This is a genomic window from Phenylobacterium sp., from assembly GCF_036963605.1.
Taxonomy (GTDB): Bacteria; Pseudomonadota; Alphaproteobacteria; order Caulobacterales; family Caulobacteraceae; genus Phenylobacterium.
The window spans coordinates 1-12,854 of sequence record NZ_JBALUY010000085.1 but is presented as its reverse complement, the minus strand read 5'-3'; the positions used below and the strand labels follow the sequence as shown (position 1 = coordinate 12,854).

13 protein-coding genes are annotated in these 12,854 nt (G+C 67.6%); 7 read left to right on the top strand and 6 right to left on the bottom strand.

The genetic code is table 11. The features are described 5' to 3' along the window. Window positions 1-301 (bottom strand): sigma factor (locus tag V7702_RS14435; protein ID WP_335650795.1); only part of this gene is annotated, 301 nt, incomplete at its 3' end. Then, window positions 298-681, bottom strand: coding sequence for a YciI family protein (locus V7702_RS14430; RefSeq protein ID WP_335650794.1), 384 nt, complete (start codon window positions 679-681; stop codon window positions 298-300). The genes V7702_RS14430 and V7702_RS14435, both read right to left, overlap by 4 nt. A gap of 156 nt (window positions 682-837) precedes the next feature. Between V7702_RS14430 and V7702_RS14425 the strand changes: the two genes are divergently transcribed. The 3 genes from V7702_RS14425 (at window position 838) to V7702_RS14415 (ending at window position 3,255) form a co-directional block, all read left to right on the top strand. Beyond that, complete coding sequence (locus V7702_RS14425) at window positions 838-1,644, top strand: undecaprenyl-diphosphate phosphatase (RefSeq protein WP_335650793.1); 807 nt, start codon at window positions 838-840, stop codon at window positions 1,642-1,644. A 68-nt stretch (window positions 1,645-1,712) separates the two neighbouring features. Then, the gene (locus V7702_RS14420) at window positions 1,713-2,210 is read left to right on the top strand and encodes a pyridoxamine 5'-phosphate oxidase family protein (RefSeq protein ID WP_335650792.1); all 498 of its coding nucleotides are present in this window, start codon (window positions 1,713-1,715) and stop codon (window positions 2,208-2,210) included. Between the two features lie 319 nt (window positions 2,211-2,529). Continuing rightward, complete coding sequence (locus V7702_RS14415) at window positions 2,530-3,255, top strand: Crp/Fnr family transcriptional regulator (RefSeq protein WP_335650791.1); 726 nt, start codon at window positions 2,530-2,532, stop codon at window positions 3,253-3,255. Here V7702_RS14415 and V7702_RS14410 read toward each other — a convergent pair. Continuing rightward, complete coding sequence (locus V7702_RS14410; RefSeq protein WP_335650790.1) at window positions 3,227-3,835, bottom strand: sensor histidine kinase; 609 nt, start codon at window positions 3,833-3,835, stop codon at window positions 3,227-3,229. The genes V7702_RS14415 and V7702_RS14410 overlap by 29 nt on opposite strands. 179 nt (window positions 3,836-4,014) lie before the next feature. Between V7702_RS14410 and V7702_RS14405 the strand changes: the two genes are divergently transcribed. Beyond that, on the top strand, window positions 4,015-4,794 hold the full coding sequence (locus V7702_RS14405) for a hypothetical protein (RefSeq protein ID WP_335650789.1): 780 nt from the start codon (window positions 4,015-4,017) through the stop codon (window positions 4,792-4,794). Between the two features lie 65 nt (window positions 4,795-4,859). Here the strand turns inward: V7702_RS14405 and V7702_RS14400 are convergent, their stop codons facing one another. The 3 genes from V7702_RS14400 to V7702_RS14390 form a co-directional block, all read right to left on the bottom strand. Continuing rightward, the gene (locus tag V7702_RS14400; RefSeq protein WP_335650788.1) at window positions 4,860-5,621 is read right to left on the bottom strand and encodes a hypothetical protein; all 762 of its coding nucleotides are present in this window, start codon (window positions 5,619-5,621) and stop codon (window positions 4,860-4,862) included. Window positions 5,622-5,659: 38 nt separating this feature from the next. Next, window positions 5,660-6,010 carry a hypothetical protein gene (locus tag V7702_RS14395; RefSeq protein ID WP_335650787.1) on the bottom strand — a complete coding sequence of 117 codons (351 nt, stop codon included), beginning with the start codon at window positions 6,008-6,010 and terminating at the stop codon, window positions 5,660-5,662. 160 nt (window positions 6,011-6,170) lie between these two features. Then, window positions 6,171-7,763 (bottom strand): isocitrate lyase, encoded by a 1,593-nt coding sequence (locus tag V7702_RS14390; protein WP_335650786.1) that lies wholly within the window; start codon window positions 7,761-7,763, stop codon window positions 6,171-6,173. Window positions 7,764-7,914: 151 nt separating this feature from the next. Here V7702_RS14390 and V7702_RS14385 point away from each other — a divergent pair, with 151 nt between their 5' ends. The 3 genes from V7702_RS14385 to V7702_RS14375 all read left to right on the top strand — a co-directional run bounded on the left by V7702_RS14385 (window position 7,915) and on the right by V7702_RS14375 (window position 12,796). After that, window positions 7,915-9,324 carry a helix-turn-helix domain-containing protein gene (locus V7702_RS14385; protein WP_335650785.1) on the top strand — a complete coding sequence of 470 codons (1,410 nt, stop codon included), beginning with the start codon at window positions 7,915-7,917 and terminating at the stop codon, window positions 9,322-9,324. 249 nt (window positions 9,325-9,573) lie between these two features. After that, window positions 9,574-11,724 (top strand): malate synthase G, encoded by a 2,151-nt coding sequence (locus tag V7702_RS14380; RefSeq protein WP_335650784.1) that lies wholly within the window; start codon window positions 9,574-9,576, stop codon window positions 11,722-11,724. Window positions 11,725-11,824: 100 nt separating this feature from the next. Beyond that, the gene (locus V7702_RS14375) at window positions 11,825-12,796 is read left to right on the top strand and encodes an alpha/beta fold hydrolase (RefSeq protein WP_335650783.1); all 972 of its coding nucleotides are present in this window, start codon (window positions 11,825-11,827) and stop codon (window positions 12,794-12,796) included. Window positions 12,797-12,854 lie beyond the last annotated feature (58 nt).

Here is a 12,854-nt window from a genome sequence, read left to right as displayed (position 1 = left end):
GCCGCTCCACCAGCTCGGCCTCGGCGTCCTCCAGGTCGGAGATCAGCACCTCCTGTGGCAGAGGCGCCTCGCGGGCCTTGCGACGCACGCCGTCCAAGGCCGCGTTGCGCCCGACGAAGATCAGCCAGGCGGTGGGATCGCGCGGCGGCCCCTTGTCGGGCCAGTTGCGAAGGGCGCGCAGGCTCGCCTCCTGAAAGGCCTCCTCGGCAATGTCGAGGTCGCGGAAGTAGCGTAGCAGGGCGGCCATGGCCTGGGGCCGCGCGGCCGCCAGGGCCCCGTCGATCCAGGCCAGGTCGCTCATTGTCCTGCGTCGGCCGGCAGGGCGCTGGCGTGGTAGACGCCGATGGGCCGCAGCTCATAGGCGCCGCCGGGATTGGCGCGGCCCAGGTCGCGGGCGATCTCCAGAGCCTGATCCAGGTCATCGCAGTCGACGATGTAGAAGCCCAGCAGCTGCTCCTTGGTCTCGGCGAAGGGGCCGTCGAGCACCAGCGGCGGGTCACTGTCCTTGCGCAGGGTGGTGGCCGCCGAGGTCGGCAGCAGGCGCGCCACCGGCCCCAGCCGGCCATCGGCCGCCAGCTTCTGGTGGACCACGTCCAGCTTCTCCATGACCGCGTCGTCCTGCGCCTTGGACCAGCCGCCGACGATGGCTTCGGAGTGATAGCAAAGGATGGCGTAGAGCATGGCTGATCTTCCTGTTGATCCAAGGACGGGCGATTATGCCTTCCTCCGACAGGGCGTCAGGAGAAATTACAGGCTTTCCCCGTCGCGGGCGCCCGGCCGCCTCGCCAAGGCGCGGGATATTCGCTATCGCAGCGGCCTGGACGTTTGGGGGCCGGCTTGGACCAGAATTCGCTTATCAGCGTCATCATCCTCGGGATCATTGAGGGGATCACCGAATTCCTCCCCGTCTCCTCCACCGGCCACATGATCCTGGCGGGCGAGTTGCTGGGCTTCAAGGGACCCGCCGAGACCACATTCAAGATCGTGGTCCAGCTCGGCGCCATCATGGCCATCCTTGTGGTCTATGCGCAGCGGTTCTGGAATGTCGGCATGGGCGTGCTGAAGGCGCAGCCCGACGACATCGCGTTTGCCCGCAACATTATCCTGGCAGTGCTGCCGGCCATGGTGATCGGCGTCTTCGCCTATGACGCCATCAAGGCCATGCTGGAGTCTCCGGAGATCGTCGCCATCTCCCTTGTGGTGGGCGGCGTCGCCATCCTGCTCATTGAACGGTTCGCGCCCAAGGCCAGGATCATGAGCATCGAGACCCTGTCCTGGCGCAACGCCCTCCTGATCGGCCTCTTTCAATGCATCGCCATGATTCCCGGCGTGTCCCGCTCGGGCGCCACCATCATGGGCTCGCTACTGCTGGGGGTGGAGCGCAAGACCGCGGCGGAGTTCACCTTCTTCCTGGCCGCCCCGACCATGGTGGCGGCCACCGCCTATGACCTCTACCAGTCCTGGGACCTGCTGAACTTCGAGGACTTCCTGGGCATCGCCATCGGCTTCACCATGGCCTTCCTGACCGCCCTGCTGGTGGTCAAGACCCTGGTGACCATCGTTGGCAAGTATGGCTTTGCGCCCTTCGCCTGGTACCGGATCGCCCTGGGCTCAGCGGCGCTGGCATTTCTGTACTTCGCCTAGAACCTGCGGCGAGGGAACTCCACGCCTCAAGGACGGGTTGATTCCGCAGGATCGGAAGGAGCCCGGCCATGACTGTCGACACCAAGGATGCGGCGACCATCGAGCGTCGCCTCTGGAACGAGATCGAAAATCACCAGGTCGGCATGCTGGGGATCGTCGGAGGCGAGACCCACCATCTGCAGCCCATGACCGCCTTCGTACAGGCCGAGGCCCACCGGCTTTGGTTCTTCACCCGCAACAATACGGATCTGGTGCGCGAAATCGGCGCCGGGCACGCGGCCATGTTCGTGCTTCAGCAGCGGGACTTCCGCGCCTGTATTGGCGGGCGGCTGAGCGTCCAGCATGATCGGAACCGCATGGACCGCTATTGGAACGCTGTCGTGGCGGCCTGGTATCCCGAGGGCAAGGACGATCCGGCCCTGACCCTTCTCTGCCTGGACTGCGATGGCGCCCAGGTATGGATTTCCGAAGCTGGACCGGTGCGCTTCGCCTGGGAGATCGCCAAGGCCAACGCCACGGGACATACGCCGGAGCTGGGCTCCCCCGCCGAGGTGCGCTTCCACTAAGAGAAAATCTCCCGGTTTCAGGGCCTTTTTTCTTGCTCAGGGATTCAGGGCGAAAGCGTAGAGAGGCGCTGCATCAGGATTAGACGAAGGCCGCACGGCCTGCGGCAAGACGTCCCAGGGAATCTAGGTCGGCCATCCGACATAATTTCTGAACAATATCAGGCGGGGATTTTCCGAAATCATCGGCTTCCGGTCTTTATCGGAGCCCCGGCCATCACCCAGTGTCGAGTCCTCGACAGTCTCCACCGCACGAGATCGATAACTTCCCGCTTCGCCCCTGGGGCGATGTGTGATTCCCGATGCAGAGGCCGTACCCCCCTTGCAGAACAGGCTCCTGGCCGCGCTCCCCCCCGGCGAATTCGAGCGTCTGTCCCCGCATCTGGTCCAGTTCGAACTCGAGCGGGGCCGCACCCTCCATGAGCCCGGCGACCGTATAGATCACGTCTATTTTCCGCTCGTGGGCGTCGTTTCGCTGATGACCCTGATGGAGAATGGGGCGGCCATCGAGTCCGCGATGATTGGGCCGGAAGGAGCCGTCGGACTGCCTGCGGCCATCCGCCAACGGACGGCGATCAGCCGAGCTGTGGTCCAGGGCAAGGGACGGGCGCTGCGCCTGAGCGCCGCAGTCATCCACGAGGCCTGGACCGTCAGCCCGGCCCTCAGAGACTTGGTGGACGCCCACGGTGAGGGCCTCTACGCCAATGTCACCCAGTCGGTGGCCTGCAACGCCCTGCATTCAGTCGAGGAGCGCTTCTGTCGCTGGATGCTGTCCTGCCATGACCGGGTCGAGGGCCACACCTTGTCCCTGACCCAGGAATACCTCGCCGACATACTGGGGGTTCAGCGTACGACGGTGACCGCCGTGGCGCGCAGCCTGCAGGACAAGGGCGCGATCCGCTACCGGCGGGGCCAGGTGGACATCATCGACCGTAGCCTGCTCGAGGCCTCAGCCTGCGAATGCTACAGCGTTGTGCGCCGAAACTATGACCGTCTTCCGCCCGCGGCGGAACGTCCGGTCACGTCGGAAACGTCAGCTGAGCCCTGACTCCGCCATTCGGGCCTCGCAGAAGCGCCAGTTCGCCCCGAACCTGTCCCGCCAGACTCCGCGCCAGCCAGAGCCCGAACCGCTCCCGACCTTCCGCGGCGGCCGGATCGAAGCCGGGGCCCCCATCGGCCACGATAAGCTGCGCCACGCCGCCGGGGTTCCGGCGCAGGGTGATATGGATCAGCCGCGCCTCGGTGCCGATCAGGCCGTGGGTCAGGGCGTTGCCGACAAGTTCGTTCGTGATCAGGGCCAGGGTCGAGGCCGCCTGGTCGCGGATCTTGAGGTCGTCGACCTCAACCAGCACCTCCACCGCCCGGCCGGCCTGGCGACGGCGCCAGACCTGAGCCATTTCTTCCAGATAGCCGGCGAAATCCACGGTGTCGCCGGAACGGCGACGCTCCAGGGCGCCGAGGGCGCCGATCGCCTCGGCCATCCAGGTCATTTGCCGACGGGCTTCGAGGTCCGAGGTTTTCTGCCCCCGCATCCGCGCCAGGGTGGCCAGAAGCTGCAGGGTGTTTGCGGTGCGATGGCGAACCTCGGAGGCCGCCTCCGCATCGCCCTCGCCCTCATGTTCCGACATCGCCGCCCCACCCTGTGCGCACCAACCTTAGCTGCACTAAGCATGGCGCCCATGGCCAAGTTTGTCGCCTGCTCGACATAGGGCGAGAATTCCGGCCCCACGATCGCGCCGCTGATCCTTTTGGTTCGGCGCGGGTTAGGACCCGCAGCAAGCTTGAGCCATGGCCCCACAGGTGTGACATGAACGACAGTACCGCCGGCAGGAAGATTGCAGTGATCGCCGCGGTCACCTTTGCCATCATGGTTCCCGCCCTGCAGGCCCTGACAGGATGGGGGCAAACGGCGGCCGAATTCTCCAACGACGGCGACCAGACGCTTCGAGCCGCGGGCTACGCCTTCTCGATCTGGGGCGTCATCTATGCGGGGCTGGCCCTCTATGCGGTCTTCCAGGCGCTGCCGGGCCGGGCCGAACCCCATCTGATGGCCAGCGTGGGCTGGCCGTCAGCCGTGGCCGGCCTGGGCTGCGGCCTGTGGATCATCGCCTCGGCCGCCGACCTCGACTGGGCGACTGTGGTCATCATCCTGGCCTCAACCGGCGCTGTGACCTGGGGTCTGATCGCCGCCAGGGTGCGGGATCTCGGCCTGATCGGCCTGTCCCGCTACCTCGTGGTCTGGCCCCTGGGCCTACTCGCCGGCTGGCTGACGGTCGCCTCGGCGGTGAATATCCTGACCGTTCTCACGGCCCAGGGGGCGATCGATCCGGCTCATCCCCTGGCGCCGGCCCTGGCAGGGATAGGGATCACGACGCTCATCGCCGCCATCGTGGCCGAGCGCATAAAGGCCCCCACCTATGGCCTGGCCGTCGCCTGGGGCCTGGCGGCGGTGGGCGTCGCCGAGTGGGGACCAAAGCCCCTCGTGGGCGCTGCGGGTTATGCCGGCGCAGCCCTGGTCCTGATGCTCACAGTCTGGCTCGCCTTTCGCCGCAAACCCTTCTCGCCCTACGGGATCACCGATCGCTGAGGCGGATATGAAAACGCCCCCGGCCTCTGCAGGCCGGGGGCGATCTCGTCGTGCTATGGCTCCGATCAGACGTCGGCGCCGCGGATCGGTGTCACAACGGCCGTGTCGCTGGCGCGCCGGTCGGTGTCGACCGGGCGCGGCTCGCCGCTCACATCGGCGGCGAAGGACCGTGGCTCCTGGTAGCGCAGGCGCTCCTGGGCCACCTCGTCGCGGCTATAGGGCTGGGCGTTGTGATCGAAGCTCGCCCAGCCAGACTCGCGGTAGGCCGGCCCGCGCATGGCGGCGTCGACGCCGCGCTGCTGAACCAGGATCTGTTCGACCCGCTCGGTGTCGTCGCCCTTGGCCTTGACGCTGACCAGGGTGCCGCCCCGACGAACGCCCTCGGCATAGACGTTGGCGTCCTCGTCCGAATGGCCGGCTTCCTTCAGGGCGCCCAGCAGGCCGCCTGTGGCGCCGCCCGCCGCCGCGCCCACGGCTGCGCCGACCGCCGTCGAGGCGAGCCAGCCGGCGGCGACCACCGGGCCAAGGCCTGGAATGGCCAGCATGCCGAGGCCCGCCAGCAGGCCGCCGGCCCCGCCGATCAGACCGCCGGTCGTGGCGCCCTTGCCGGCGCCGTCGGCCACGTCGTTCTCGCCGTCGCCGTTGCGATCGCCCAGCGGACCCGCATCGTCGCCTGCGGCCGGATGTTTGTGGCCGGCGTGCCAGTTGTCAGCGTTGTTCGAGATGATGCTGATGCGGTCGTGGTCGACGCCTGCGCGCTCGAGATCGTCGATGGCGGCCAGGGCCTGGGTGTGGCTGTCGAACAGCCGGGTGATGGTCTTGGTCATAGGATCAACTCCGTAATTTGGGGGGACGGGCGGCGCGACTACTGAGTGGTCACTTCGCCGCGGTAATCGACGGAGACCTGCACCGGCGCGCCGGACTGCATGGCCGTGCCCTGCCAGAAGCCCTCGGCGTTCTGGGTCAGAGGGCCGACTTCGGTGTAGCCGGCCTCCTCGATGGCGCTCCGCGCCTGGCCTTCGGTAAACGAGTTGGCGCCCGGGGTCTGGCCGTCGGCGCCGGTGTTGGGATCGGTGTCGATCGCCTCGTTCCGGGGGGCTTCGGAGGCCGAGACCATTGGACCCTCGGTCTGGTCGGTCTCGGCGGCCTGATCATTGTTGCCGCAGGCGGCCAGCAGCGCCGCGGCGGCGGTCAGGGTCAGTATAGATTTGAACATGTGTCGGCTCCCATTTGTGGTGAAGGAAGCCGCAGGGCGACGGGTTGTTCCCGGGATCATTTTCGCGTCTGGGAGGAACCTTTCGGCCGCAGCCAGCGCGTACGAAAAAGGGCCCGGGGTCGAACCCCGGGCCCTCCGTCTCGGCCTTGAACCGCCAGCCTTAGCCGAACTGGTTCATGGTGTTGTGGACGCCGCCGGCCTTCAGCGCGGCTTCACCGGCGAAGTACTCCTTGTGATCGTCACCAATGTCCGAACCGGACATGTTCTGGTGCTTCACGCAGGCGATGCCCTGGCGGATTTCCTCACGCTGCACCTGCTTCACGTAGCCGAGCATGGCTTCGTCGCCGAAGTAGCGCTTGGCCAGGTTGTCGGTGGACAGGGCCGCGGTATGATAGGTCGGCAGGGTGATCAGGTGGTGGAAGATGCCGGCCCGCTTGGCGCCGTCGGCCTGGAAGGTGCGGATCTTCTCGTCGGCTTCGATCGCCAGCTCGGAGGCGTCGTAGTCGATGCTCATCAGCTTGTCGCGGTCATAGGCCGAGACATCCTTACCGGCCGCCTTGTAGGCGTCATAGACCTGCTGGCGGAAGTTCAGGGTCCAGTTGAACGACGGACTGTTGTTGTAGACCAGCTTGGCGTTCGGGATGACCTCGCGGACCTTGTCCATCATCGAGGCGATCTGCTCGACGTGCGGCTTCTCGGTTTCGATCCACAGGAGGTCGGCGCCGTTCTGCAGCGAGACGATGGAGTCCAGCACGCAGCGGTCGGCGCCGGTGCCTTCACGGAACTGGAACAGGTTGGACGGCAGGCGCTTGGGACGCAGCAGCTTGCCGTTGCGGCTGATGATGACGTCGCCGTTGCCGACCTGCGAGGCGTCGACCTCGTCGCAGTCCAGGAAGCTGTTGTACTGGTCGCCCAGGTCGCCCGGCTCATGGCTGACGGCGATCTGCTTGGTCAGGCCAGCGCCAAGCGAGTCGGTGCGGGTGACGATGATGCCGTCGTCCACGCCCAGTTCCAGGAAGGCGTAGCGGCAGGCGCGGATCTTCTGGATGAAGTCCTCGTGCGGCACGGTGACCTTGCCGTCCTGGTGGCCGCACTGCTTTTCGTCGGAGACCTGGTTTTCGATCTGCAGGGCGCAGGCGCCGGCTTCGATCATCTTCTTGGCCAGCAGATAGGTCGCCTCGGCGTTGCCGAAGCCCGCATCGATGTCGGCGATGATCGGAACCACGTGGGTCTGATAGTTGTCGACGGCGTCCAGAAGGGTCTTTTCCTTGGCCTTGTCGCCGGCGGCGCGGGCGGCGTCGATGTCGCGGTACATCATGCCCAGTTCGCGGGCGTCAGCCTGGCGCAGGAAGGTGTAGAGCTCTTCGATCAGGGCCGGGACCGAGGTCTTCTCGTGCATCGACTGGTCGGGCAGCGGGCCGAAGTCCGAGCGCAGGGCCGCGACCATCCAGCCCGACAGGTAGAGGTAGCGACGGTCGGTGTTGCCGAAGTGCTTCTTGATCGAGATCATCTTCTGCTGGCCGATGAAGCCGTGCCAGCAACCCAGCGACTGGGTGTACTTGGACGAGTCGGCGTCATAGGCCTCCATGTCCTTGCGCATGATCGCCGCGGTGTAGCGGGCGATGTCCAGGCCGGTCTGGAACCGGTTCTGCAGACGCATGCGGGCCACGGATTCCGGGTTGATCCCGTCCCAGGTCCCGTTCTTGCTCTGGATGAGCTCACCCATCTTGGTGATGTGATCTTGGTAGGCCATTACGCTTCTCCTCGAAATCCGCCGGGGATTTGAGGGCGCTCCTACAGGGTCTGACCGCCGGGGCGGAACCCCCTGTGAAGTTGGGATGTCAAACTTTACAGAATTTGCTTGTAAGGTTGTAAGGATGGCCACTCCGCGGTAGACAATTTCCATGTCCATCGACCGCCGCCTTTATGTGGGCGCTAATCTGCGACGGATGCGTCGAGACCTGGGCCTGACCCAGGCCGACATGGCCTCTGACCTGGAGGTCTCGGCCTCCTATATCGCACTCCTGGAACGCAACCACCGCCCGCTCAGCGCCGAGATGCTGCTGCGCCTGGCCCAGACCTATCGCATCGACGTGGCCGCGCTGGCGGGCAACGCCGACTCCGACGACGCCGCCCGGCTGCAGGCGGTGCTGAAGGACCCGATGTTCGCCGACATCGACCTGCCCTCCTTCGAAACCGGCGACGCGGCCACCAATTTTCCCGGCGTCACCGAGGCCCTGCTGCGCCTCTACACCGCCTATCAGGAAGAACAGCTGGCCCTAGCCGACCGCACCGCCGAAGCGCACGCCACAGGCGGCGGCGCCGAGGCGCCCGACCCGGTGGCGGAATCCCGCCGGTTCCTGGCCGCGCGCAGCAACAACTTCCCTACCCTGGACGACGCCGCCGAGCGCCTAGCCCAGAACGTCGCCAGCCATGAGGGCCTGACCGGCTATCTGAAGGCCCGCCATGGCCTGCGGGTGCGACGCCTGCCGGCTAACGTGATGGTCGGCTCGGTCCGGCGGCTCGACCAGCACCGCAAGGAGATCCTGCTGGACGACTCCCTGGACACCGCCAGCCAGACCTTCCAGCTGGCCCTGCAACTGGCCTATCTGGAGATGCGCCCTGAGGTCGCCGCCGTGCTCGCCGAGGGCGCCTTCGCCACCGAGAGCGGCGAGCGCCTGACGAGAAGGGCGCTCGCCAGCTATGCGGCCGCCGCCATCCTCATGCCCTACACCGCCTTCGCCAGGGCGGTGGAGGCCCGGCGCTATGACGTCGAGGCCCTGGCCCGACAGTTCGCCGCCAGCTTCGAGCAGACCGCTCACCGGATGACGACCCTGCAGAAGCCCGGCCAGGAACGGGTGCCCTTCTTCTTCATCCGGGTGGACGAGGCGGGCAATGTCTCCAAGCGCCTGGACGGGGCGGGATTCCCTTTCGCCCGCCACGGGGGCGGCTGTCCCCTGTGGTCGGTGCACCACGCCTTCCGCACGCCCCGCCAGATCGTCACCCAATGGCTGGAGCTGCCCGACGGCCAGCGCTTCTTCTCCATCGCCCGCACGGTCAGCGCCGGCGGTGGCGCCTATGGGGCCCAGCGGGTCGAGCGCGCCATCGCCCTGGGGTGCGCGGCCGAACACGCTGACCGGCTGATCTATACCCAAGGCCGCCCAGGCCCGGAGACGGCCACCCCCATCGGCGTCACCTGCCGGCTCTGCCACCGGACCGACTGCACCGCCCGCTCGGCCCCGCCCATCGGCCGCCAGATCCTGGTGGACGACATCCGGCGGACCAGCGCGCCGTTCGGATTTTCTGACAACTGAACCGCGGGGCGATGTCTTCCCCAGGATGGGCGATCGACTGCAAGGATTTCCGCGATCACGCCCTCGCCTGCGCAAGCTTCATCCGGCAATCTCCGGGCTCGGCCGGCAGGCAGGTGCGCGCGGGACGGGAGCCTCCCTCGCGATAGGGGCTTCAAAGCGGCGCGCTTCCGTGCAGTAAAGCGGCCGAGCAAGGACGTCGCCTAAGCGTGGCGGCGTCGAGAACGCCTTATCGAGAGCCCGGTTACGCGCATGGACATCAGCAACACCCTTTCGGTCGACGATCTTCTGCACGCCTTTGTCGAAGGCGAACTGCTGCCGGGCACGGGCGTAGAGCCGAAGGCCTTCTGGGCGGCGCTGGAGAACATCCTCGCTGATTTCACCCCGCGCAACGCCGAGCTGCTCAAGCGCCGCGACGAGCTGCAGAGCACCATCGACGCCTGGTGGCGCGAGCGCCGCGACCAGGATGTCAGCGTCTCCGAACAGACCGCCTTCCTGCGCGAGATCGGCTATCTGCTGCCCGCCCCGCCGGCCTTCAAGATCGACACCCAGAACGTCGATCCCGAGATCGCCCGGCTGGCCGGCCCGCAGCTCGTCGTGCCGGTGTCCAATGCCCGCTACGCCCTGAACGCCGCCAATGCGCGCTGGGGCAGCCTCTATGACGCCCTCTACGGCACCGACGCCCTGGAGCCGCCCACCGGCGGCAAGGGCTATGATCCCGAGCGCGGCGGCAAGGTCATCGCCTATGCCCGTCAGCTGCTGGATCAGGTCGCCCCGCTGTCGAGCGGCTCCCACGCCGACGCGGTCAGCTACGCCATCAAGGGCCAGGACCTGGTGGTCAGCCTGAAGGACGGGACCGAGGCCAAGCTCGCCACCGACGGCCAGCTGGCCGGCTGGCGCGGATCGAAGGATGCCCCCGACGGCGTGCTGCTGCGCCACAACGGCCTGCACCTGGAGATCCTGGTCGACCGGTCGAGCAATATCGGCAAGGACGACCCGGCCGGGGTCGCCGACGTGCTGGTGGAAGCCGCGCTGACCGCTATCCAGGACTGCGAGGATTCAGTCGCCGCCGTGGACGCCGAGGACAAGACGGGCGTCTATCGCAACTGGCTGGGCCTGATGCGCGGCGACCTGGAGGCGAGCTTCCCCAAGGGCGGCCGCACCGAGACCCGCCGACTGGAAGCCGACCGGGTCTATACCGCTCCGGACGGCTCGGACCTGACCCTGCGCGGCCGCAGCCTGCTGCTGGTGCGCAATGTCGGCCACCACATGACCACCGACATGGTGCGCTATGACGGCCAGGACGCCTATGAAACCGCCGTCGACGCCCTGATCACCGTGGCTGCGGCCTTGCACGACCTGAAGGGCCAGAAGGCCAACAGCCCGGCAGGCTCCATCTATGTGGTGAAGCCCAAGATGCATGGCCCCGACGAGGTGGCCCTGGCCGTGCGCCTGTTCGACCTGGTCGAGGACGCGCTGGGCATCGCGCGCAACACCGTCAAGATCGGCGTCATGGACGAAGAGCGCCGCACCAGCGCCAACCTGAAGGCCTGCATCCATGCCGCCCGCGAGCGGATCGTGTTCATCAACACCGGCTTCCTGGACCGCACCGGCGATGAAATCCACACCGCCATGGAAGCCGGCCCCATGGTCCGCAAGGACGCCATGAAGGCCGAGCCGTGGCTGCCGGCCTATGAGAAGCGCAATGTCGAGATCGGCCTGGCCACAGGCTTCATCGGCCGCGCCCAGATCGGCAAGGGCATGTGGGCTGCGCCCGACATGATGAAGGACATGCTGGCCGCCAAGATCGGCCACCCCAAGGCCGGCGCCAACACCGCCTGGGTCCCCTCGCCTACGGCCGCGGTCCTGCATGCCCTGCACTATCATCAGGTGGACGTTGCCGCCCTGCAGGCCTCGATGGACTCAACCGAGCCCACGGGCCTCGAAGATCTGCTGACCGTGCCCCTGGCCAAGTCCAACTGGAACGCCGCCGACGTGGCCCAGGAGCTGGACAACAACGTGCAGGGCATTCTCGGCTATGTGGTGCGCTGGATCGACCACGGGGTCGGCTGCTCGAAGGTGCCGGACATTCATGACGTCGGGCTGATGGAGGACCGGGCGACCCTGCGCATCTCCAGCCAGCACATCGCCAACTGGCTGCACCATGGCGTCTGCACGGAGGCCCAGGTGCGCGAGACCTTCGCCCGCATGGCCAAGGTGGTCGACGGCCAGAACGCCGGCGACGCGCTTTATCAACCGATGGGCCCTGATCTCGACGCCAGCGTCGCCTACCAGGCCGCCCTGGAGCTGGTATTCGAAGGCCGCGTCCAGCCCAACGGCTATACCGAGCACATCCTCACCCGCCGTCGTCGCGAGCGTAAGGCCCAGGCCGCCGGCGCCTGATCTTGCATCCCGCCCCTTCGGGGGCGGGATTTGACCGGCGTCATGGCGGGACCGCCGCAGGCGGCGTCCTCTCAGGTCCGCGAACCTGGAGACGCCGCCCTTGCGCCCGCTCACCACAGGCCTGCTCGCCGCCTTGTCCCTGGCTGTCCTGGCCGGACTTGGAGTGGGCGCGCGCGCCTATCGCCGCGACATGGCCCTGGGCCACGCCGCCCTGGCTGGGCGCAGCCAGGTGGTCGAGACCGCCGTCGGGCCGGTGGAATACGCCGAGGCTGGCCAGGGACCCGCCGTCCTGATTATCCATGGCAGCGGCGGCGGCTTCGACCAGGGTCTGGCCTTTTCCGAGCCCCTGAATGGCGTGCGGCGGATTGCGCCCTCGCGGTTCGGCTATCTGCAAAGCCCCATGCCGGCGGACGCCACCCCGGACAGGCAGGCCGACGCCTTGGCCGAATTGCTGCGCGAACTCGGCGTGGATCAGGCGGTGATCCTCGGGGGCTCGGCCGGCGCCCTGTCGGCGACCCAGCTGGCCATTCGCCATCCGGACCTCTGCCGGGGCCTGGTCCTGGTCGCCCCGGCCCTCTATGCGCCGGACCGGCCGCCGGGCGCCCGGGCGCCAGCCCCGCCCGTGGTCGACGCCCTCATCCGGGGCGCCCTGGGCTCGGACCTGGTGTTCTGGCTGGGGATGAGGACCGCCCCGGACCTCATGACCCGTACGGTCCTGGGGACCGACCCGGCCCTGCTGGCCAGGACCACGGCCTCAGAGCGCCGTCGGGCGCGCGAGACCCTGTTCCACATCCTGCCGATCAGCCGGCGACGGGACGGCCTGATCATGGATGGGGCGACCTCGGGCGCGCCGCCGCCCTACGACCTGGAGCAGATCGCGTGCCCGGTGCTGGCCATCGCCGCCCGCGACGACCTCTACGGAACCGACCGGGCCGCCGCCCACGTGGCCCGAACCGCGCCTGCCGCCGAACTGCTGATGTTCGCCGACGGCGGCCACCTCTGGATTGGCCACGACCAGGCCCTCTGGGCGGCGGTCGCGGCCTTCGTCCAGGCCCTGCCCCAGGACGCCTAGGGAGGACGCCTAGGGGCAGCGGCGGCGCACGAGGCCCCCCGAGCCCTCGCTCACATCG

Bases quoted from the DNA above. Each gene is read 5' to 3' on its own strand.
- V7702_RS14430 (WP_335650794.1), bottom strand. From the start codon at position 681: ATGCTCTACGCCATCCTTTGCTATCACTCCGAAGCCATCGTCGGCGGC.
- V7702_RS14420 (WP_335650792.1), top strand. From the start codon at position 1,713: ATGACTGTCGACACCAAGGATGCGGCGACCATCGAGCGTCGCCTCTGG.
- V7702_RS14410 (WP_335650790.1), bottom strand. From the start codon at position 3,835: ATGTCGGAACATGAGGGCGAGGGCGATGCGGAGGCGGCCTCCGAGGTT.
- V7702_RS14405 (WP_335650789.1), top strand. From the start codon at position 4,015: ATGAACGACAGTACCGCCGGCAGGAAGATTGCAGTGATCGCCGCGGTC.
- V7702_RS14400 (WP_335650788.1), bottom strand. From the start codon at position 5,621: ATGACCAAGACCATCACCCGGCTGTTCGACAGCCACACCCAGGCCCTG.
- V7702_RS14395 (WP_335650787.1), bottom strand. From the start codon at position 6,010: ATGTTCAAATCTATACTGACCCTGACCGCCGCCGCGGCGCTGCTGGCC.
- V7702_RS14390 (WP_335650786.1), bottom strand. From the start codon at position 7,763: ATGGCCTACCAAGATCACATCACCAAGATGGGTGAGCTCATCCAGAGC.
- V7702_RS14385 (WP_335650785.1), top strand. From the start codon at position 7,915: ATGTCCATCGACCGCCGCCTTTATGTGGGCGCTAATCTGCGACGGATG.
- V7702_RS14380 (WP_335650784.1), top strand. From the start codon at position 9,574: ATGGACATCAGCAACACCCTTTCGGTCGACGATCTTCTGCACGCCTTT.